General features: G+C 61.4%; 16 protein-coding genes. 15 read left to right on the forward strand and 1 reads right to left on the reverse strand.

Annotated features, from left to right (window positions below; all coding sequences use genetic code 11):
* Positions 1–104: 104 nt before the first annotated feature.
* The 5 genes from EXW71_RS23935 to EXW71_RS23955 all read left to right on the forward strand — a co-directional run bounded on the left by EXW71_RS23935 (position 105) and on the right by EXW71_RS23955 (position 7,074).
* Positions 105–3,623 (forward strand): DUF2339 domain-containing protein, encoded by a 3,519-nt coding sequence (locus EXW71_RS23935; protein WP_134660418.1) that lies wholly within the window; start codon positions 105–107, stop codon positions 3,621–3,623.
* Entirely contained in the window at positions 3,623–4,972 is a 1,350-nt protein-coding gene (locus tag EXW71_RS23940) for a DUF3999 domain-containing protein (protein WP_134660419.1), read from the forward strand. The genes EXW71_RS23935 and EXW71_RS23940 overlap by 1 nt, the downstream gene beginning before the upstream one ends.
* Positions 4,973–5,068: 96 nt before the next feature.
* Complete coding sequence (locus tag EXW71_RS23945) at positions 5,069–6,079, forward strand: class 1 fructose-bisphosphatase (protein WP_065899834.1); 1,011 nt, start codon at positions 5,069–5,071, stop codon at positions 6,077–6,079.
* A 140-nt stretch (positions 6,080–6,219) separates the two neighbouring features.
* Entirely contained in the window at positions 6,220–6,474 is a 255-nt protein-coding gene (locus EXW71_RS23950; RefSeq protein WP_060754591.1) for a hypothetical protein, read from the forward strand.
* Between the two features lie 30 nt (positions 6,475–6,504).
* A complete protein-coding gene (locus EXW71_RS23955; RefSeq protein WP_134660420.1) occupies positions 6,505–7,074 on the forward strand; it encodes a lipocalin family protein in 570 nt (189 codons plus the stop codon).
* Between the two features lie 113 nt (positions 7,075–7,187).
* On the opposite strand, the gene EXW71_RS23960 is transcribed toward EXW71_RS23955, so the two are convergent.
* Positions 7,188–8,552, reverse strand: a complete 1,365-nt coding sequence (locus tag EXW71_RS23960; protein WP_134660421.1) for a formimidoylglutamate deiminase — start codon at positions 8,550–8,552, stop codon at positions 7,188–7,190.
* 146 nt (positions 8,553–8,698) lie between these two features.
* On the opposite strand from EXW71_RS23960, the gene hutC reads away from it, so the two are divergent.
* The 10 genes from hutC (at position 8,699) to EXW71_RS24010 (ending at position 21,031) form a co-directional block, all read left to right on the forward strand.
* Positions 8,699–9,409 (forward strand): histidine utilization repressor, encoded by a 711-nt coding sequence (gene hutC, locus EXW71_RS23965; protein WP_177421604.1) that lies wholly within the window; start codon positions 8,699–8,701, stop codon positions 9,407–9,409.
* The gene (locus tag EXW71_RS23970; protein ID WP_123716259.1) at positions 9,406–9,966 is read left to right on the forward strand and encodes a HutD family protein; all 561 of its coding nucleotides are present in this window, start codon (positions 9,406–9,408) and stop codon (positions 9,964–9,966) included. Before hutC ends, EXW71_RS23970 begins: the two co-directional genes overlap by 4 nt.
* A 322-nt stretch (positions 9,967–10,288) precedes the next feature.
* A complete protein-coding gene (gene hutU, locus EXW71_RS23975) occupies positions 10,289–11,992 on the forward strand; it encodes a urocanate hydratase (RefSeq protein ID WP_123716258.1) in 1,704 nt (567 codons plus the stop codon).
* An 80-nt stretch (positions 11,993–12,072) separates the two neighbouring features.
* Positions 12,073–13,521, forward strand: a complete 1,449-nt coding sequence (locus EXW71_RS23980) for a cytosine permease (protein WP_134660422.1) — start codon at positions 12,073–12,075, stop codon at positions 13,519–13,521.
* Between the two features lie 69 nt (positions 13,522–13,590).
* The gene (locus EXW71_RS23985; protein WP_123716256.1) at positions 13,591–14,556 is read left to right on the forward strand and encodes an ABC transporter substrate-binding protein; all 966 of its coding nucleotides are present in this window, start codon (positions 13,591–13,593) and stop codon (positions 14,554–14,556) included.
* Positions 14,557–14,628: 72 nt separating this feature from the next.
* The gene (locus EXW71_RS23990) at positions 14,629–15,480 is read left to right on the forward strand and encodes a proline/glycine betaine ABC transporter permease (RefSeq protein WP_123716255.1); all 852 of its coding nucleotides are present in this window, start codon (positions 14,629–14,631) and stop codon (positions 15,478–15,480) included.
* On the forward strand, positions 15,477–16,301 hold the full coding sequence (locus EXW71_RS23995) for a glycine betaine/L-proline ABC transporter ATP-binding protein (RefSeq protein WP_123716254.1): 825 nt from the start codon (positions 15,477–15,479) through the stop codon (positions 16,299–16,301). Before EXW71_RS23990 ends, EXW71_RS23995 begins: the two co-directional genes overlap by 4 nt.
* Positions 16,302–16,378: 77 nt before the next feature.
* The gene (hutH, locus tag EXW71_RS24000) at positions 16,379–17,887 is read left to right on the forward strand and encodes a histidine ammonia-lyase (RefSeq protein ID WP_134660423.1); all 1,509 of its coding nucleotides are present in this window, start codon (positions 16,379–16,381) and stop codon (positions 17,885–17,887) included.
* A gap of 32 nt (positions 17,888–17,919) precedes the next feature.
* On the forward strand, positions 17,920–19,458 hold the full coding sequence (gene hutH / locus EXW71_RS24005) for a histidine ammonia-lyase (protein WP_134660424.1): 1,539 nt from the start codon (positions 17,920–17,922) through the stop codon (positions 19,456–19,458).
* A gap of 163 nt (positions 19,459–19,621) precedes the next feature.
* Complete coding sequence (locus EXW71_RS24010) at positions 19,622–21,031, forward strand: amino acid permease (protein WP_134660425.1); 1,410 nt, start codon at positions 19,622–19,624, stop codon at positions 21,029–21,031.
* Positions 21,032–21,037 lie beyond the last annotated feature (6 nt).

Genomic DNA, 21,037 nt, shown 5'->3' on the forward strand with positions numbered 1-21,037 from the left:
TCGACCGGTGCACGGTTATCGGCAGCAAGCCCTCTCCCACATTGGCCGCGCGTCGATATACTAGGCCCGGTTTGCCCGCCTCGGGCTGCTTAGGGATATCGACCATGCAATGGATTTTCATGCTGATTGGCCTGGTGCTCGGCTGGACACTCGATGAGTCGTTCAGTGATGCGGGTATCGGTGCGCTGCTGGGCTTGGGCATTGGCCAGGCGATTCGCCTGTCGCAGCTTGCGGCCCAGGCGCAACAGCAGGCGAGTCAGTTGGAAACCACGCAAAAGGCGCTGATCGCATTGGGTGAGCGCCTGCGGCAACTGGAAGTCCCGGTGCCGACGAACACTGTCATCGTAGAAGCGCCTGCCCCTGAGCCTGCACCGGCTACCAAGGCGCCCGAGCTTGTCTGGGAACTGCCTGCCGAAATCACCCCCATCACCCTGGCCGTCGAAGCGAGCCAGCCGCTGCCGGACGACGTCTGGGCCCCTGCGCCAGCGCCTCGCCCTGAAGAGCCTGCCATTCCCCGCGGCCCTAACCTGATCGAACGCGCCATCAGCGGCGCGCGCACCTGGCTGTTCGGCGGTAATACCGTATTGCGCGTCGGCGTGGTGCTGCTGTTTCTCGGCCTGGCGTTCCTGCTTCGTTATGCCACCGAAGGCATGGTGGTGCCGATCGAGTTGCGTTATGCCGGTGTTGCCGCTGCCGCTATCGGCCTGCTGGGCCTGGGCTGGTGGCTGCGACTGCGCAATGGCAACTACGGTTTGATGCTGCAAGGCACCGGCATTGCGGTGCTGTACCTGACCGTGTTCGCCGCGATGCGCCTGCACCCGCTGATTGATCCGGGCGCGGCCTTGGGCCTGCTCGTGGCGGTTACGGTGTTCTCGGCGATTCTGGCGATTACCCAGGACGCTCTTGGTTTGGCTTGCGCGGCGGCGCTGGGTGGTTTTGCCGCGCCGATCCTTACGTCTACCGGCGCCGGTAACCATGTGGCGCTGTTCAGCTATTTCGCATTGCTCAACGCCGGCATCCTCGCCATCGCCTGGTTCAAGGCTTGGCGCTTGCTTAATCTGATCGGGTTTGTCGGCACCTTCGGTATCGGTTTTGCCTGGGGCATGCGCTCGTATACGCCGGAACTGCTGTGGAGCACCGAGCCGTTCCTGATCCTGTTTTTCCTGATGTACCTGGTGATCGGCCTGTTGTTCGCCCGCCGCAAATTGCTGGAGATGAGCGACGCCCCCGAAGACGACAGCCGTGGCGCGTTGTTGCGCTGGTCGGCGGCCAAGGGCGATTACGTTGATGGCAGTATGCTGTTTGGCCCGCCGCTGGTGGGTTTCGGCCTGCAGTTCGCGCTGGTGCAGCATCTGGAATTTGCCGCTGCCTTCAGCGCATTGGGCCTGGGCATCATCTACATGGGCCTGGCCCGATGGCTCAGTGGCGGCCGCGCCTTGCTGCTGACGGAAACCTGCCTGGCGCTGGGGGTGATCTTCGCCAGCCTGGCGATTCCCTTGGGCCTGGATGCGCGCTGGACAGCCGCAGCCTGGGCGGTGGAAGGCGCAGGGATCTTCTGGCTGGGCCTGCGTCAGCAGCGGCCGCTGGCGCGGGCATTCGGCCTGTTGCTGCAGTTGGGGGCGGCGCTGGCGTTCCTCAGCGAGCTACGGGTGGGCGAGCTGACCTTGCTTGACGGTGCACCGCTGGGGGCATTGCTGTTGGGCGCCGCTCTGTTGTTCAGCTTCGACCAATTGCGCAAGGCGTCGGCCGAACAGGCGGCGGGTTGGGAGCGCCAAGGCTTGCCGATATTGGCGAGCCTGGGCTTGAGTTTCTTGTATTTGCTCGCACCGTTGTTTTTGCTGACCCAGGGCACGGCCATCAGTTGGGCAATCGCCGGTCTGGTCACGCTGTTGATTGGCCTGCGCATCGGCTCGCGGACCTTTCTGTTTACCGCCTTTGCCGTGCAGTTGCTGGGCGGCGCGTTGTTCCTGTTGCGCTTGCAGGGCGGTGACGGGGCGGCGGTGTTCAATGCGGGTTGGACTGGCCTGTTGACGGCTTCGCTGATCGGCCTGGCCTTGGTGGGCGGCATGTTGCTGGCTGCGCGCGATGACATGGTGCGCAGCGACGTGCGGCTGTTGCGCGGGCTGTCGGTGGTATTGCTGGCCGGCCTGGTGCTGATCAACCTGGCGGTGCTGTTCGTACTGCCATGGGAAAGCGCCAGCGGTGTGTGGGCGGCCAGTGGCTTGTTGATCATCTGGTTGAGCCTGTACCTGCAACAGCGCGTCAGCTTCGTGTTTGGCTTGCTGTTGCAACTGGTCGGTGGCGCTTCATTCCTGCTGGCGGTGCCGGAACTGCTCGGGCCATTGACCCGCGACGGCTTGCGCCCTCTGGCCCACAGCGGCTTCTGGACCCCCATGGTCTTGGGCCTTGCCGCCCTGGTCGGCGCGTGGCGCTTGCAGCGTGAACCCCATGCGCCGGTGTTTAGCGTGTTGAAACTGCAACGTCTCTCCGACCTGTTGCTGGTGTGGGGTGCAGCCTGGTGGGCCCTGGCGTTGATCGGCGAAGTGCTGCGGTTTGTTCCTGATGAAATACAAGGCTCGTTCCTGCTGGCGATTGCGGCGGTGAGCGTGGCGATCTGGGCGCTGTTGGCCGAACGCTTGCGCTGGGCCTCGTTGGGTGTGCTGTGCACCTTGCTGATGCCGGCGGCGGGCGTGGTATTGCTGGTGTCCGCCCATGCCTATTACCACCCCGCAGCCCACTACGGCTGGCTGGCCTGGCTGGCGGTGTTCGGGGTGCACTTCATTGCGCTGCGTCGTTTGGCTGCGGTGGTTCCTGGCAAGGTGTTGAGCATCGCTCACGTGCTTGGCTGCTGGATGTTGATCGGTGTGCTGGCCCTGGAGTTACGTTACGGCCTGTTGTTGCTGTCGAGCGAGTACAACGCCTGGCGCTGGCTGGGTTGGGCCGTGCTGCCAAGCCTGTATCTGGTGTTGGCGGCCGCGCCACGCCGTTGGCCATGGCCGGTAGCGGCTTATCCGCGTGAGTACCGCGTGCTGGCGGCATTGCCATTGGCGGTGTTGATGCTCGGCTGGTTCTGGCTGGCGAATATCTTCAGCGACGGCTCGGCCAGGCCGCTGCCCTATGTGCCGCTGCTCAACCCGCTGGATCTGGGGTTGTTGTTCGCGCTGTTGGGGGTGTACTTGTGGTCGCGCAGTGTGGCGCCGCAACGCGGGCCGCGGGCCGAACTGATCGCCCAGGGTGTCGCGGGGGGCTCGCTGTTTGCGTTCTTTACGGCCTTGGTGATGCGCACTGCCCACCATTGGGGCGGCGTGCCGTTTCACCTGGATGCGCTGCTGGAGTCGATGCTGGTGCAGGCCGGACTGTCGATCGTCTGGACCTTGATCGCCCTCGGTCTGATGATCGGCGGTCACCTGCGCCATCGTCGCGAAGTGTGGCTGATCGGCGCGGCGCTGATTGCCGTGGTAGTGGCCAAGCTGTTCTTTGTTGAACTGAGTAACCGTGGCGGTCTGGCGCGGATCGTATCGTTTATCGGCGTAGGCGGGCTGTTGCTGGTGGTGGGCTATTTTGCACCGCTGCCGCCCAGGCGCGCGGAACCTGTGATTCAAACCGAGGGAGCGTCTTCTTAATGGGCAAGCTGAGTCTGGGTGGATTGTTGGCAGGGATGCTGTGTTCGGTGGTTTACGCGCAGGAAGGGCCGGCTGACTTCACCACGCACGTGCCGCTGGCCGTGAGCGGCAATGGCCCCTGGTATCGCCTGGAGCTGCCGCTGGCGGTGCAACTGAGCGCGCGGCAGGCGGATCTCAGTGATGTGCGGGTATTCAACGCCGCCGGGGAGCCACAGGCTTATGCGTTGTCGCGCCAATCTGCGCAGCGTACTGAAAACCGCGAGGTTGCCGACGTGAAGTGGTTTCCGCTGTACGCCGCCGATGCGCAGCAGGCGTTGCCCGGCGTAGTGATGAAATCCACGACCGAGGGCACCTTGCTTGAGGTTCGTCCGGCCATCAAGACTGAAAAACAGGTGCTGCGCGGTTGGGTGCTGGACGCCAGTGCGATCAAGGCGCCGTTGCAGCAACTGAGCCTTGACTGGAGCCGCGAGCAGGATGGCTTCCAGCGTTTCAGCATTGAAGCCAGTGATGACCTGCAGCACTGGCAGTCCTGGGGTGACGGCCAAGTGGCACGCTTGTCGTTTGCCGACGAGCGGGTCGAGCAGCATGACGTGAGTTTGCCGGGGCAGTCGGCGCGCTATCTGCGTTTGGTGTGGCTGGGCCAGACGGCGCCGCAGTTGACCTCGGCCAAGCTGGTCAGCGCGACCAGCAGCAGCCTGCCGATGCCGTTGGTGTGGTCGCAGCCGTTGTCGGGCTCGCGCCTCAAGGCCGGCGAATACAGCTGGCAGCTGCCGACGGGGCTGCATGTCGAGCGCTTGCGTCTGGAGTTGAAGCAGCCCAACACGTTGGCCCCGGTGACCTTGTCGGGGCGTCGTGAGGTCAGTCAAGCCTGGCAGCCGTTGAGCAATGGGTTGTTGTATCGCCTGACCCGCAATGGCCAGGATGTGGTGCAGGATGAGCTGCAGTTGCCGGGTGTGGCCGTTGCCGAGCTCAAGTTGCAGGTGGACGAGCGGGGCGGTGGGCTGGGTGTCGAAGCGCCGGCCCTGCGCTTTGCCGTGCGTGCCACGCAATTGGTATTCCTGGCGCGGGGCGAGCCGCCGTTTACCCTGGCGCTCGGCAATACTTCGGTGAAGGCGGCGAATTTGCCGTTATCCACACTGATTCCCGACTACAGCGCCGAGCGTCTCAAGGCATTGGGCCAGGCTATGGTCACGGGAGAGGTTGTGGTCAAAACCCCCGCCGTAGCCGTTTCACCTGAGGTGGGCAGCGACTGGAAGAAGTTCGGTCTGTGGGCTGTGCTCCTGTTGGGCGTGGCGGCACTGGGGGCCATGGCCTACAGTTTGTTGCGCAAGCCTCAGGGTAACCCCTGAACTCTGTTGGGTTTAAATCCTCTGATTAGAGGAAATAAGCCTCGACTCGCGTTAAACTGCGCGGGTTTTTAAGCCCCCCATTCTTCGGAGCCTTCCATGTCCCGCGTTACCTTGAGTCGCTATTTGATCGAGCAGACCCGCAGCAACAACACGCCTGCCGATCTGCGCTTCCTTATCGAAGTGGTGGCGCGTGCTTGCAAGGAAATCAGCCACGCCGTGTCCAAAGGCGCGCTGGGTGGTGTCCTGGGCAGCATGGGCACTGAAAACGTCCAAGGCGAAGTGCAGAAGAAACTCGACGTGCTGTCCAACGAGATCCTGCTCGAAGCCAACGAATGGGGCGGTCACCTGGCCGGCATGGCGTCCGAAGAAATGGACAATGCCTACCAGATCCCGGGCAAATACCCGAAAGGCGCCTACCTGTTGGTGTTCGACCCACTGGACGGTTCGTCCAACATCGACATCAACGCTCCGGTCGGCACCATCTTCTCGGTATTGCGCTGCCCGAATGAATACCTGAGTCAGAACGAAGCCCTGAACGAAAAGGCTTTCCTGCAGCCAGGCACCGAGCAGGTCGCCGCCGGCTATGCAATCTACGGCCCGCAGACCATGCTGGTACTGACCCTGGGCGACGGCGTCAAGGGTTTCACCCTGGATCGCGAAATGGGCAGCTTCGTGCTGACCCACGAAGACATCTCCATCCCGGCTTCCACCCAGGAATTTGCCATCAACATGTCCAACCAGCGCCACTGGGAAGCTCCGGTGCAGCGTTACGTGAACGAGTTGATGGAAGGCGAAGAAGGCCCGTTGAAGAAGAACTTCAACATGCGCTGGGTCGCTGCGATGGTGGCCGATGTGCACCGCATCCTGACCCGTGGTGGTCTGTTCATGTACCCACGTGACAGCCGCGAGCCGTCCAAGCCGGGCAAACTGCGCCTGATGTACGAGGCCAACCCGATGTCCTTCCTGGTTGAACAGGCGGGCGGTGCATCCACCGACGGCCACCAGCGTATCCTCGACATCCAGCCTGAAGGCCTGCATCAGCGCGTGGCGGTGTTCCTGGGTTCGAAGGAAGAAGTCGAGCGTGTGACGGCTTATCACAAGGCGTAACACCTGACGGTAAAAAGCCCCGAAACGTTTCAGCGTTTTCGGGGCTTTTTTGTTTTTGCCTGTTGGGAACCAGACACCTCTTTTCCCTTCTAAGCTTCTGGCAGATACCCCAGCTGCTTTGTCTCTCCAGGAGCTTTTCCATGTCTCTACGCCGTCTCGCCTTGTTGGCTTTTTGCGTGCTGTTAGCCGCTTGCAGCAAGGTCACTCAAGAAAACTACGCGAAGCTGTCGGCCGGCATGGCCAAGGCCGAGGTTGAGTCGTTGCTGGGCAAGCCGACCGATTGTTCCGGTGCACTGGGTATGTCCAGTTGTACGTGGGGCGATAAAAACAGCTTTATCAGCGTGCAATACGCCGGTGACAAAGTTCTGATGTTTTCCGGGCAAGGCCTGAAGTAAACCGGGGCGCGAGCCTGCGGGAGAAGAAGAATGATGCGTTTTGTTTTATACCTTTGTGCCAGCCTGTTTTTGGCGGGCTGCGCCAGTCATTCTGGCGATGATCTGCAACCCAAGACCGCGAGCAACGTCAACCTCAAGCGTTACCAGGGCACCTGGTATGAGTTGGCCCGATTGCCGATGTACTTCCAGCGCAACTGCGCACAGTCCGAAGCCCGCTACACGTTGCTCCCGGATGGCGACATGTCGGTGTTCAACCGCTGCCTGACGACCGAGTGGAAATGGGAAGAAGCCAAGGGCACCGCCACGCCGCAGGTGCCGGGCAAGACCGACAAGCTCTGGGTGGAATTCAATAACTGGTTCACGTCGCTGCTACCGGGCGTGGCCAAGGGCGATTACTGGGTGCTGTACGTCAGCGATGACTACAAGACTGCCATCGTCGGCAGCCCGAGCCGGCGCTATATGTGGCTCTTGTCGCGTACGCCGACGGTGAGTGCCGATACCCGCGAAGACTTGCTGAGCAGGGCGCGGCAGCAGGGGTATGACACCACTCGGTTGATCTGGCGTACGTCGGACAAGCAGATGGCGAAGACTTCGCAGTAACCTGAGCGCACGCTCGATAAACGATGGAGGGGGCTTGCTCCCGATAGCGGTGGATCAGTCAAACATCTGTTGACTGACACCCTGCTATCGGGAACAAGCCCCCTCTCGCATTTCTAACCGAGCAGGTCTCTCAGTACTTGCGTGAACGCCCGGTTGCTTTCTTCCTCACCTGCATGGCGCCCGTCACGCACCACCCACTGGCCGTTAACGAGCACATCGCGCACCTGCCGGTCACCGCCAGCAAACAGCCAACGGTTGAGAATGCCGTCCTCGGACGCCGTCGCCAGGTAGGGGTCGTTACCATCGAGTACCAGCCAATCCGCACGCTTGCCCACTTCCAATCGACCAATGGGCTGGCCCAGTGCCTGGGCGCCACCGTCCAGCGCGGCATCGAACAGGGTGCGCCCCACCATCGGCTGATCGCTGCGATACAGGCGGTTACGCCGCTGATCACGCAGCCGTTGGCCATATTCCAGCCAGCGCAGTTCTTCCACCACGCTCAATGACACATGGCTGTCGGAGCCGATGCCCATGCGTCCGCCCTGGGCCAGGAAATCCACCGCCGGGAAGATCCCGTCACCCAGGTTGGCTTCCGTCGTCAGGCACAACCCTGCAATAGCGCGGCTCCTGGCCATGCGCGCGACTTCTTCGCGGTCGGCATGGGTGGCGTGCACCAGGCACCAGCGTTCATCCACCGCGACATTGTCGTACAGCCATTGCAGAGGGCGTTTTCCGCTCCAGGCCAGGCAGTCATCGACTTCTTTTTGCTGCTCGGCGATGTGGATATGCACCGGGCATGCTTTGTCGCTGGCGGCCAGGACGTCACTGATCTGCTGTGGCGTGACGGCACGCAGGGAGTGAAAGCACAGGCCAATCTCCTGCGCCGGTTGCGCGGCGAGGAGCGGCTTGAGTCGCGCTTGCAGGTCGAGATAATTTTCGGTGCTGTTGATAAAGCGGCGTTGGCCGTCATTCGGCGCCTGGCCGCCAAAGCCTGCGTGGGTGTACAGCACCGGCAGCAATGTCAGGCCGATGCCGCTGCTTGCCGCCGCCTGGCTGATCTGCCGCGACAATTCCGTACGGTCGGCGTACGGCTGGCCGCTGACGTCGTGGTGCACATAATGAAACTCAGCCACCGAGGTATAGCCGGCCTTGAGCATTTCGATGTACAGCTGGCGCGCGATGATGTGCAGTTGGTCAGGGTTGATCTTGCCGACCATGCGGTACATCAAGTCACGCCAGGTCCAGAAACTGTCATTCGGATTGCCCGCCACCTCCGCCAGGCCTGCCATCGCACGCTGAAACGCATGGGAATGCAGATTCGGCATGCCCGCCAAAACCGGGCCTCTCAGCCGTTCGGCAGCGTCTGCACTGGCATTGGCCTCAACCTTTGTCAGTAGCCCATCGGCGCTGACTTCAAGACGTACATCGTTGGCCCATCCATTAGGCAGCAGCGCGCGTTCGGCAAAGAAAGCGGACATGATCAAGGCACCCCGGTCGTGTGTTTATTTGTATATACATATACAGACGTTTGCCTGCTCGGTAAACTCCGGCAATCTATGCATCTTTTCCCCTGCAAGGATTCCCCGTGCCGACTCCGCCCGCCAACTCTTCGCTGGCTGCCCACATGGACGAAAGTCCGGCGCCCTTGTATGCCCGCGTCAAACAGATGATCAGCCAGCAAATCCTCAACGGCAACTGGCCGCCTCATTACCGCGTGCCGTCGGAGAGCGAGTTGGTCAGCGAGCTGGGGTTCAGCCGCATGACCATCAACCGCGCCCTGCGCGAGCTCACCGCCGAAGGTTTGCTGGTGCGTATGCAAGGCGTCGGTACCTTCGTCGCCGAGCCCAAGAGCCAGTCGGCGCTGTTTGAAGTGCACAACATTGCCGATGAGATCGCCTCCCGCGGTCATCGACACACGTGCAAGGTTATCCACCTGGGCGAAGAAGCTGCCGGCTCCGAGCGCGCCGTCGCCCTGGAAATGCGCGAAGGCGGACGGGTATTCCACTCGCTGATCGTGCATTTCGAAAACGACATCCCCGTGCAAATCGAAGACCGATTCGTCAATGCCCTGGTCGCACCGGAATACCTGCAACAGGATTTCACCCAGCAGACGCCTTACGCTTATTTGAACCAGGTCGCGCCGCTCACCGAAGGCGAGCATGTGGTCGAAGCGATCCTCGCCGATGCCGAAGAATGCAAGCTGCTGCAGATCGAGCCAAGCGAGCCGTGCCTGTTGATCCGCAGGCGCACCTGGTCCGGCCGCCAACCGGTGACTGCGGCGCGTTTGATCCACCCCGGTTCCCGTCATAGCCTTGAAGGACGTTTCAGTAAATGAGTGCAGTGAAAGTCTGGCGCGCCACCGATTACGTGCGCATGCCGTGGAAAAACGGTGGCGGCAGCACCGAAGAAATCACCCGCGACTCGGGCATTGGCCTGGATGGTTTTGGTTGGCGCTTGTCGATTGCCGATATTGGCGAGTCCGGTGGCTTTTCCACCTTCGCCGGCTACCAGCGCGTGATCACGGTGATCAAAGGTGCAGGCATGGTGCTGACTGTCGATGGTGAAGAGCAGCGCGGGTTGTTGCCGTTGCAGCCGTTCGCGTTCAAGGGTGAAAGCGAAGTGTCATGCCGTCTGATTACCGGGCCGATCCGCGATTTCAACCTGATCTACTCGCCCCAGCGTTACCACGCGCGGTTGCAGTGGGTAGATGGTGTGCAGCGTTTTTTCAGCACGGCGCAGACGGTGTTGGTGTTCAGCGTGGCCGATGAGGTAAAGGTGCTGGACCAGACGCTGGGCCATCACGATTGCCTGCAAATCGACGGTAACACCGGCCTGTTGGATATCGCTGTAACAGGCCGCTGCTGCCTGATTGAACTGACTCCACTCGGTTAAGCGTCAGTCGCCATCTGTAGGAGCGAGCAAGCTCGCTCCTACAAAAAAGTCTTAATCTGTTTCCAACCCGCGCACCAGTTTGTTACCGAACGCCCCAGCGTGGCGCAAAGCCCCGCCATCGTGACAAAACACCTTCCCCGTAAAACGTCCTCGTAAGAAATTTTGCCATGCCTCGAAGTCTTGATTTTCAAGGCTTGCGCATGCCTTCAAAAAAATCTGCAGTGCCCCTTCATAAAGTTGGCCGCTTGATTGCATATGCTTGTATGTACAAGTAAAGATGTGTGCGTAAGACTCTCCTTCGCACCATCCATGTTCGCGCATAATGCCGAGGAGTCCAGTCGTGACCGATTTTTCTAAAGCCAAGCCTACAAAATACCGTGACGTTGAAATCCGCGCGGCCCGCGGTAACAAGCTCACCGCCAAAAGCTGGCTGACTGAAGCGCCACTGCGCATGCTGATGAACAACCTCGACCCGCAAGTGGCCGAAAATCCGAAAGAATTGGTGGTGTACGGTGGTATTGGCCGTGCGGCACGTAACTGGGAGTGCTACGACCAGATCGTCGAGAGCCTCACTAACCTGAATGACGACGAAACCCTGCTGGTGCAATCCGGCAAGCCGGTCGGCGTATTCAAGACCCACAGCAACGCCCCACGCGTGCTGATTGCCAACTCCAACCTGGTACCGCACTGGGCCAGTTGGGAACACTTCAACGAACTGGATGCCAAGGGCCTGGCCATGTATGGCCAGATGACCGCCGGCAGCTGGATCTACATCGGCAGCCAAGGCATCGTCCAGGGCACCTACGAAACCTTCGTGGAGGCCGGTCGCCAGCACTACAACAGTGACCTCACCGGCCGCTGGGTCCTCACCGCCGGCCTCGGCGGCATGGGCGGCGCTCAGCCATTGGCTGCCACCTTGGCCGGTGCCTGCTCGCTGAACATTGAATGCCAGCAGGTCAGCATCGACTTCCGCTTGAACAGCCGTTATGTCGACGAGCAAGCCACCGACCTCGACGACGCCCTGGCACGCATCGCCAAATACACCAAGGAAGGCAAGGCCATCTCCATCGCCTTGCTGGGTAACGCCGCGGAAATCCTGCCGGAACTGATCAAGCGTGGCGTGCGCCCGGATATGGTCACCGACCAGACCAGCGCCCACGACCCACTCAACGGCTACCTGCCGGCCGGCTGGACCTGGGACGAATACCGCGCCCGCGCCAAGACCGAGCCGGCTGCCGTGATCAAGGCCGCCAAGCAGTCGATGGCCGCGCACGTCAGAGCCATGCTGGAATTCCAGAAGCAGGGCATCCCGACCTTCGACTACGGCAACAATATCCGCCAGATGGCCCAGGAAGAAGGCGTGGAAGACGCCTTTGCCTTCCCAGGCTTCGTACCGGCCTACATCCGCCCACTGTTCTGCCGTGGCATCGGCCCGTTCCGTTGGGCGGCGCTGTCCGGCGACCCGCAAGACATCTACAAGACCGACGCCAAAGTCAAAGAACTGATCCCGGACGACGCCCACCTGCACAACTGGCTGGACATGGCGCGCGAGCGCATCAGCTTCCAGGGCCTGCCGGCGCGTATCTGCTGGGTTGGCCTGGGCCAGCGCGCCAAGCTGGGCCTGGCGTTCAACGAAATGGTCCGCCGCGGCGAGCTGTCGGCACCCGTGGTGATCGGCCGTGACCACCTGGATTCCGGCTCGGTATCCAGCCCGAACCGCGAAACCGAATCGATGCAGGACGGTTCCGACGCCGTCTCCGACTGGCCGCTGCTCAACGCCCTGCTCAACACCGCCAGCGGTGCAACCTGGGTTTCGCTGCACCACGGCGGCGGTGTGGGCATGGGCTTCTCCCAGCACTCCGGCATGGTGATCGTCTGCGACGGTACCGATGAAGCGGCCGAGCGAATTGCCCGCGTGCTGCACAACGACCCGGCCACCGGCGTGATGCGCCACGCAGACGCCGGTTACCAGATCGCGATCGATTGCGCCAAGGAACAGGGCCTCAATCTGCCGATGATCAAGTAACCCAATGTGGGAGGGGCAAACCCTCTCCCACATCTTGATCGGCGGTGAACCCAAGACAATCCATCAGAGGTTGAACACACATGGCTGTAAACGACACCACCCCGTTGATCGAAAGGCGTTCGATCGACTACATCCCGGAAGCGGAAAGACATGGTCGTCTATTTAGCCAGTTCACCCTATGGATGGGTGCCAACCTGCAAATCACCGCGATTGTCACCGGGGCCTTGGCCGTGGTGCTGGGCGGTGATGTGTTCTGGTCGTTGATCGGTCTGTTGATCGGTCAACTGATCGGCGGCGGCGTCATGGCGTTGCATGCGGCGCAAGGGCCCAAGCTGGGTCTGCCGCAGATGATTTCCAGTCGGGTGCAGTTCGGCGTGTATGGCGCGGCTATCCCGATCGTACTGGTCTGTTTGATGTACCTCGGTTTCACGGCCACCGGGACTGTGCTGTCCGGTCAGGCGCTGGGCCAGTTGTTTGGGGTCAGCGACAGTGTCGGCATCCTGATGTTCGCCAGTGTCATCGTGCTGGTCACGGTACTGGGTTACCGGGTGATCCACTTCATCGGTCGTGTCGCCAGCGTCATTGGGGTGATCGCCTTTGTCTACCTGTTCAGTCGCCTGATGAGCCAGACCGACATCGGCGCCCTCCTGCAAATCCGCCACTTCAGCTGGAGCAGTTTCCTGCTGGCGGTGTCGCTCGCGGCCTCCTGGCAGATCGCTTTCGGCCCTTACGTGGCGGACTACTCGCGTTACCTGCCGAGCAAGACGTCGTCGGTGAAAACCTTTTTCGCCGCCGGCGCGGGTTCGGTCGTTGGCGCGCAGGTGGCGATGATCCTCGGCGTGTTTGCCGCAGCCATGTCCAACGGGCAGTTCGCCGGTCACGAAGTGGCCTACATCGTTGGCTTGAGCGGTACGGGGGCCACTGCTGCGCTGCTGTACTTCAGCATCGCGTTCGGCAAGGTCACCATCTCGACGTTGAACTCCTACGGCAGCTTCATGTGCATTGCGACCATCATCAGCGGCTTCCGTGGTCGCCTGGAGGTCACGCGCCTGCAGCGCCTGGTGTTCGTACTGGTGATCGTCGGCACGGCAACCCTGATCGCGTTGCTCGGCCAGCACTCGTTCCTCGGTGCGTTCAAGTCTTTCATCCTGTTCCTGCTGGCGTTCTTTACGCCCTGGAGTGCGATCAACCTGGTGGACTACTACTGCATCACCCGCGAGCGCTATGACGTGCCGGCATTGGCCGACCCGAACGGTCGCTACGGCCGCTGGAACCTGCTCGGTATCAGCGTCTATGTCTTCGGCGTGCTGGTGCAGTTGCCGTTCATCTCCACCAAGTTCTACACCGGCCCCCTGGTGGCCGCGCTGGGCGATGTGGACATTTCCTGGATTATCGGTCTGGTGCTGCCGGCAGCCCTGTATTACGTGTGTGCAAAAAAATGGCACGGCACGGTACCCGACCACCTGATCCTGCCGGTAGAGCAGGGCGCTATACCAACAACGACAAACGGGCTGGCTGCACAGGCCTGATGGGACGTGGACGGGGCAGGATGCCTACTGACTGCCGTAATCCATTTCAAGATTGGGAGCGTCACAACAATGAAAATGAATAAGACTTTGCTGGCCTCGTTGTTCTCCGCCGGCCTGCTCGCAAGCGCGGGTGCCCAGGCAGCCGGTTGGTGCGAATCCGGAAAACCGGTGAAGTTCGCCGGCCTGAACTGGGAAAGCGGCATGTTGCTCACCGACATTCTGCAAACCGTGCTGGAAAAAGGTTACGGCTGCAAAACCGACAGCCTGCCAGGTAACTCCATCACCATGGAAAACGCCCTGAGCAGCAATGACATCCAAGTGTTTGCCGAAGAGTGGGTCGGCCGCAGCGAAGTCTGGAACAAAGCCGAGAAGGCCGGCAAGGTCGTCGGCGTCGGTGCGCCTATTGTCGGTGCTATCGAAGGCTGGTACGTGCCGCGCTACGTGATCGAAGGCGACGCCAAGCGCAAGCTCGAGCCCAAGGCGCCGGGCCTGAAAAATATCGCCGACCTGGCTAAATACGCCTCGGTATTCAAGGACCAGGAAGAGCCGTCCAAGGGCCGTTTCTATAACTGCCCCGCCGGTTGGACCTGTGAGCTGGACAACACCGAAATGCTCAAAAGCTACGGCCTTGAAAGCACCTACACCAACTTCCGCCCAGGCACCGGCCCGGCGCTGGATGCGGCGGTGCTGTCGAGCTACAAGCGTGGCGAACCGATCCTGTTCTACTACTGGTCTCCGACGCCGCTGATGGGCCAGGTCGACCTGGTCAAGCTGGAAGAGAAACCCGGTGTGGATAAAAGTGTGAGCATCAAGGTCGGCTTGTCCAAGACCTTCCACGAGCAGGCGCCGGAACTGGTGGCTGTGCTGGAGAAGGTCAACCTGCCGATCGACTTGCTGAACCAGAACCTGGGGCGCATGGCTAAAGAGCGAATTGAATCGCCAAAACTGGCGAAAGTTTTCCTCAAGGAACATCCTGAAGTCTGGCACGCATGGGTGAGCGACGACGCAGCCAAGAAAATCGACGCGGCCTTGTAGGTCAAGCGTGCCCGGCTACCCTGAGGGGCGAGCCGGGCGCCTGGCCACAACCCACTGGATCGAGAGCACGATATGTTTCCTGAGAGTTTTACGTTTTCCATTGCCGACTGGGTCAACGGTTGGGTGGACTCACTGGTCACCAACTATGGCGATGTGTTCCGGCACATTTCTGACACCCTGCTATGGGCCATCGTCAACCTGGAAGGCTTGCTGCGCGCAGCGCCCTGGTGGCTGATGCTGGTCATCGTCGGCGGTGTCGCCTGGCACGCCACCCGCAAAGTGGTAACCACGGTGGTGATCGTCGGTCTGCTGTTCCTGGTGGGCGCCGTTGGCCTGTGGGACAAACTGATGCAAACCCTGGCGCTGATGATGGTCGCCACGGTGATTTCGGTGCTGATCGGCATTCCATTGGGCATCCTGTCGGCGCGCAGCAACCGCTTGCGTTCGGTGTTGATGCCGTTGCTCGACATCATGCAGACCATGCCCAGCTTCGTGTACCTGATTCCGGTGCTGATGTTGTTCGGCCTGGGCAAGGTGCCGGCGATTTTCGCCACGGTGATCTACGCCGCGCCGCCGCTGATTCGCCTCACCGACCTGGGCATTCGCCAAGTCGACGGCGAAGTCATGGAGGCCATCAACGCGTTTGGTGCCAATCGCTGGCAACAACTGTTCGGCGTGCAGTTGCCGCTGGCCCTGCCGAGCATCATGGCCGGGATCAACCAGACCACCATGATGGCGTTGTCCATGGTGGTGATCGCTTCGATGATCGGCGCCCGTGGCTTGGGTGAGGATGTGCTGGTCGGCATCCAGACCCTCAACGTCGGCCGTGGCCTTGAAGCGGGGCTGGCAATCGTGATTCTTGCAGTGGTCATTGACCGCATTACCCAGGCCTATGGTCGTCCACGGCATGAGGCGAGCAAATGACTACCGTCAGCAAAATAGAAGTTAAAAACGTCTTCAAGATTTTCGGCAACCGCTCCCAGGAAGCCCTGGCGCTGGTGGGCCAGGGCAAGACCAAGGACCAGGTGCTGGCCGAAACCGGTTGTGTGGTCGGCGTGAACGATTTGTCCCTGAGCATCGGCACCGGCGAGATCTTCGTGATCATGGGCCTGTCCGGCTCCGGCAAGTCCACGCTGGTGCGCCACTTCAACCGCCTGATCGACCCCACCAGTGGCGCGATCCTGGTGGACGGCGAAGATATCCTGCAACTGGACATGGAGGCCCTGCGCCAATTCCGTCGACACAAGATCAGCATGGTCTTCCAGAGCTTCGGCCTGCTGCCCCACAAAAGTGTGCTCGACAACGTCGCCTATGGCCTGAAAGTGCGCGGCGAAACCAAGCAGGTCTGTGCCGAACGTGCCCAGCACTGGGTCGAAACCGTGGGCCTCAAAGGCTACGAAAAAAAGTACCCGCACCAGCTCTCCGGCGGCATGCGCCAGCGCGTCGGCCTGGCCCGGGCGTTGGCGGCCGACACCGATATCATCCTGATGGACGAGGCCTTCAGCGCCCTCGACCCATTGATCCGTGCCGAGATGCAGGACCAACTGCTGGAACTGCAGAAGACGCTGCACAAAACCATCGTGTTCATCACCCATGACCTCGACGAGGCCGTGCGCATCGGCAACCGCATTGCGATCCTCAAGGACGGCAAGCTGATCCAGGTCGGCACGCCCCGGGAGATCCTGCATTCGCCGGCGGATGAGTACGTGGACCGGTTTGTCCAGCGGCGGGCGGCGGTGGTCTGAGCCTCGATCATCTGTAGGAGCTGGCTTGCCGGCGACGAGGCCGGCAAGGCTGCACAAGCATTCAAGAAGGTATGAAGATGTCCCAGGCAACAAAAATCACCATCGCCGATACGCCATTGCGCTGGCAGGACGTCGTCGCTGTCGCCCGCCACGGTGCGGTACTCGAACTGTCGGGGCAGGCCTGGGCGCGGATCGACAATGCCCAGGCCATCGTGCAGCGCATCGTCACCAGCGGTGAACGCGCCTACGGCGTGAACACCGGGCTGGGCGCGCTGTGCAATGTGTCGCTCAAGGGCGAGCAGCTCAGCCAGCTGTCACGCAATACCCTGCTGAGTCATGCCTGCGGTGTCGGCCCGATGCTGAGTGACGAGCAGACCCGCGCGATCATTTGCGCCGCCGTCATCAATTACAGCCATGGTAAGTCCGGCCTGCACCCGCAGGTGGTGCATTCGCTGCTGGCGCTGCTCAACCACGGCATCACGCCGCAAGTACCGTCCCAGGGTTCGGTGGGTTACCTGACCCATATGGCCCATGTCGGTGTGGCCTTGCTGGGGGTTGGCAATGTGAGCTATCGCGGGCAGATCGTTGCGGCGCAACAGGCCCTGAGCGCGGAAGGTTTACAGCCTGTGGTACTGGGCGCCAAGGACGGCTTGTGTCTGGTCAACGGCACACCTTGCATGACCGGCCTGAGCTGCCTGGCCCTGGCCGACGCGCATCATTTGCTGCAATGGGCCGATTTGATTGGTGCCATGAGTTTCGAGGCCCAGCGCGGCCAGATCGATGCCTTCGACGAAGAAATCATCGCCCTCAAGCCGCACCCCGGCATGCAGCAGGTCGGCATCAACCTGCGCGCCTTGCTCGATGGCAGCGAGGTGATCGCCAGCAGCAAAGGCATCCGCACCCAGGACGCGTTGAGTATCCGTTCGATCCCGCAGATCCACGGTGCGGCGCGTGATCAAGTGGATCATGCCGCCCGCCAGATCGAGACCGAACTCAACAGCGCCACTGACAACCCGTTGGTGCTCGGCACACCGGACAACTACCGCGTGGTGTCCCAGGCCAACCCTCATGGCCAGTCCGTCGCGTTAGCGGCCGACATGCTGGCGATTGCCATGGCCGAAATCGGCTCGGTGGCCGAACGTCGCCTGGACCGCCTGATCAACCCTCATGTCAGCGGGTTGCCAGCATTCCTGGTCAGCAACCCCGGCGTCAACTCCGGGATGATGATCGTGCAGTACGTTGCCGCCTCGCTGTGTGCGCAGAACCGTCAACTGGCGCAACCGGCGGTGCTCGATAACTTCGTCACCTCGGGCCTGCAGGAAGATCACCTGAGCATGGGCACCAACGCTGCGCTCAAGCTGCATCAGCTGTTGGCCAATGTCACCCAGATCCTGGCCATTGAGTACCTGCTGGCGGCCCAGGCATTTGAGTTCCTGAAAGACCAGCGCTTTGGCGCTGGCACCGACAGTGCCTGGCGCTTGCTGCGTGAAGTGGTCCCCGCGTACGAGCAGGACCGCTGGCTGGCGCCGGATATCGCCGCCGCCGCCAAGTTGCTCAAGGACACTGCGTTACCGAATTTGCACTGAACACTTATTCAAAAGAACAATTCACAAGGAGTATGAATGTGACTGCGCTAAATCTGATTCCAGGCCAACTGAGTCTTGCCCAGCTGCGGGCCATCTACCAACAGCCGGTAAGCCTCAGCCTGGATGACAGCGCCACGGCGCAGATCGAAGCCAGCGTCGCCTGCGTGGAGCAGATTCTCGCCGAGAACCGCACCGCTTACGGTATCAACACTGGTTTCGGCTTGCTGGCCTCCACCCGCATCGCCAGCGAAGACCTGGAAAACCTCCAGCGTTCCCTGGTGCTGTCCCACGCCGCCGGCGTCGGTGAGCCGATCAGCGACGCACTGGTGCGCCTGATCATGGTGCTCAAGGTCAACAGCCTGAGCCGTGGGTTCTCCGGGATTCGCCGCCAGGTGATCGACGCGCTCATCGCGCTGATCAACGCCGAGGTGTACCCGCACATTCCACTCAAGGGCTCGGTGGGGGCGTCCGGTGACTTGGCGCCATTGGCCCACATGTCGCTGGTGTTGCTCGGCGAAGGCAAGGCGCGTTACAAGGGCGAGTGGCTGGAAGCCACTGAGGCGCTGAAAGTCGCCGGCCTGACGCCGCTGACCCTGGCCGCCAAAGAAGGCCTGGCGCTGCTCAACGGCACCCAGGTGTCCACGGCTTATGCCCTGCGTGGCCTGTTCGAAGGCGAAGACCTGTTCGCCGGCGCCCTGGCGTGCGGTGGCCTTACCGTGGAAGCCGTACTCGGCTCGCGCTCGCCGTTCGATGCGCGCATCCACGCCGCTCGCGGCCAGCGCGGGCAGATCGATTCGGCTGCGGCCTATCGCGACCTGCTGGGCGACAGCAGTGAAGTGTCCAAGTCGCACCAGAACTGCGACAAGGTACAAGACCCGTACTCCCTGCGCTGCCAGCCGCAAGTCATGGGCGCCTGCCTGACCCAGTTCCGCCAGGCTGCCGAAGTGCTGGTGGTGGAAGCCAATGCCGTGTCGGATAACCCACTGGTATTTGCTGCGGAAGGTGATGTGATCTCCGGCGGTAATTTCCACGCCGAACCGGTGGCCATGGCGGCCGACAATATGGCACTGGCCATCGCCGAAATCGGCTCCCTGAGCGAGCGTCGTATCTCGTTGATGATGGACAAGCACATGTCGCAACTGCCGCCGTTCCTGGTGGGCAATGGCGGAGTGAACTCCGGCTTCATGATCGCCCAGGTGACTGCGGCGGCACTTGCCAGTGAGAACAAGGCATTGGCCCATCCCCATAGTGTCGACAGCCTGCCGACGTCCGCCAACCAGGAAGACCATGTGTCGATGGCCCCGGCTGCCGGCAAACGTCTGTGGGAAATGGCTGAAAACACCCGTGGCATTCTGGCGGTGGAATGGCTGGCCGCGTGCCAGGGCTTGGATTTGCGCGATGGCCTGAAAACCTCGCCGAAACTGGAAAAGGCCCGCGGCCTCCTGCGCGACAAAGTGGCGTTCTACGACAAGGACCGCTTCTTCGCTCCGGACATCAACGCCGCCAGCGAACTGCTCGCCAGCCGCTGCCTGAATGAGCTGGTGCCGGCCAAACTGCTGCCAAGCCTCTAACGCAGCGCCGACTTTACTGTAGGAGCGAGCTTGCTCGCGAAAGTCGCCAACGATGACACGGGAAACCTGTCTCCCCTCGGCGCTCACAGGTTTTTCGCGAGCAAGCTCGCTCCTGCAGTAGAGGTCGCGTTTTTCTCGGGATAAAAATAATTAGGGAAGAGAAATGCACCAGCAAGAAAAGGGTTTGAAACGCGGGCTTTCAGCTCGACATATTCGCTTCATGGCACTCGGTTCCGCGATCGGCACCGGGCTGTTCTACGGCTCCGCCTCAGCCATCCAGATGGCCGGGCCCGCTGTACTGCTGGCCTACCTGATCGGCGGCGCAGCCGTGTTCATGGTGATGCGCGCCCTCGGAGAGATGGCCGTGCACAACCCGGTGGCCGGGTCTTTCGGCCATTACGCCAGTACCTATCTGGGCCCCATGGCCGGCTTCATTCTCGGTTGGACCTACGCGTTTGAAATGATCATCGTCTGCCTCGCAGACGTCACCGCGTTCGGCATCTACATGGGCTTCTGGTTTCCCGAAGTAGCACGCTGGGTCTGGGTGCTCGGCATCGTGTTTCTGATCGGCGGCCTGAACCTGTGCAACGTCAAAGTGTTTGGCGAGATGGAGTTCTGGCTGTCGCTGCTCAAGGTCGGCGCCATTGTCGCCATGATCCTCGGCGGTTTGGGCATCATGCTGTTCGGCATTCACTCGGCCGGTGAAACCCAGGCCAGTGGCCTGAGCAACCTCTGGGCCCATGGCGGCTTTATGCCTAATGGCGTCGGTGGCTTGATCGCCTCGTTTGCGGTAGTGATGTTCGCCTTCGGTGGCATAGAGATCATCGGCATCACCGCCGGTGAGGCCAAGGACCCGCAACGCGTGATCCCCAAGGCGATCAATGCGGTGCCGTTACGTATCCTGCTGTTCTACGTGCTGACCCTGTTTGTGCTGATGGCTATCTACCCATGGCCGCAGATCGGCAGCCAGGGCAGTCCGTTCGTACAGATATTCAGCAACCTCGGCATCGGCTCGGCCGCGACCATCCTCAATATTGTGGTGATTTCGGCGGCGGTGTCGGCCATCAACAGTGACATCTTCGGCGCCGGCCGCATGATGTATGGGCTGGCCCAACAAGGGCAGGCCCCCAAGGGCTTTGCCCGGTTGTCCAGACATGGCGTGCCGTGGATGACCGTGGTGGTAATGGGCGCGGCGCTGCTGGGCGGCGTTGTGCTCAACTACCTGATCCCGGAAAACGTCTTCCTGCTGATCGCTTCGATTGCCACCTTCGCCACCGTGTGGGTGTGGCTGATGATCCTGTTCACCCAGGTCGCCATGCGCCGTTCCATGACCCGGGAGCAAGTGGCCGAACTGAAATTCCCCGTGCCGTTCTGGCCCTATGCGCCGGCTGCGGCCATTGTGTTCATGCTGTTCGTGTTTGGTGTGTTGGGTTACTTCCCGGACACCCAGGCCGCTTTGCTGGTCGGTGCCGTATGGATCGTGTTGCTGGTGGTTGCTTACCTGCTGTGGGTCAAGCCTGCTGCCGGGCAAGCGGCCAAGGTCCATTACGACCCGGTTTTGTCTCATCGTTAACTTAGG

Origin of the sequence: Pseudomonas sp. BCA17, assembly GCF_004519405.1 — a bacterium.
In the GTDB taxonomy this organism is placed as follows: Bacteria; Pseudomonadota; Gammaproteobacteria; order Pseudomonadales; family Pseudomonadaceae; genus Aquipseudomonas.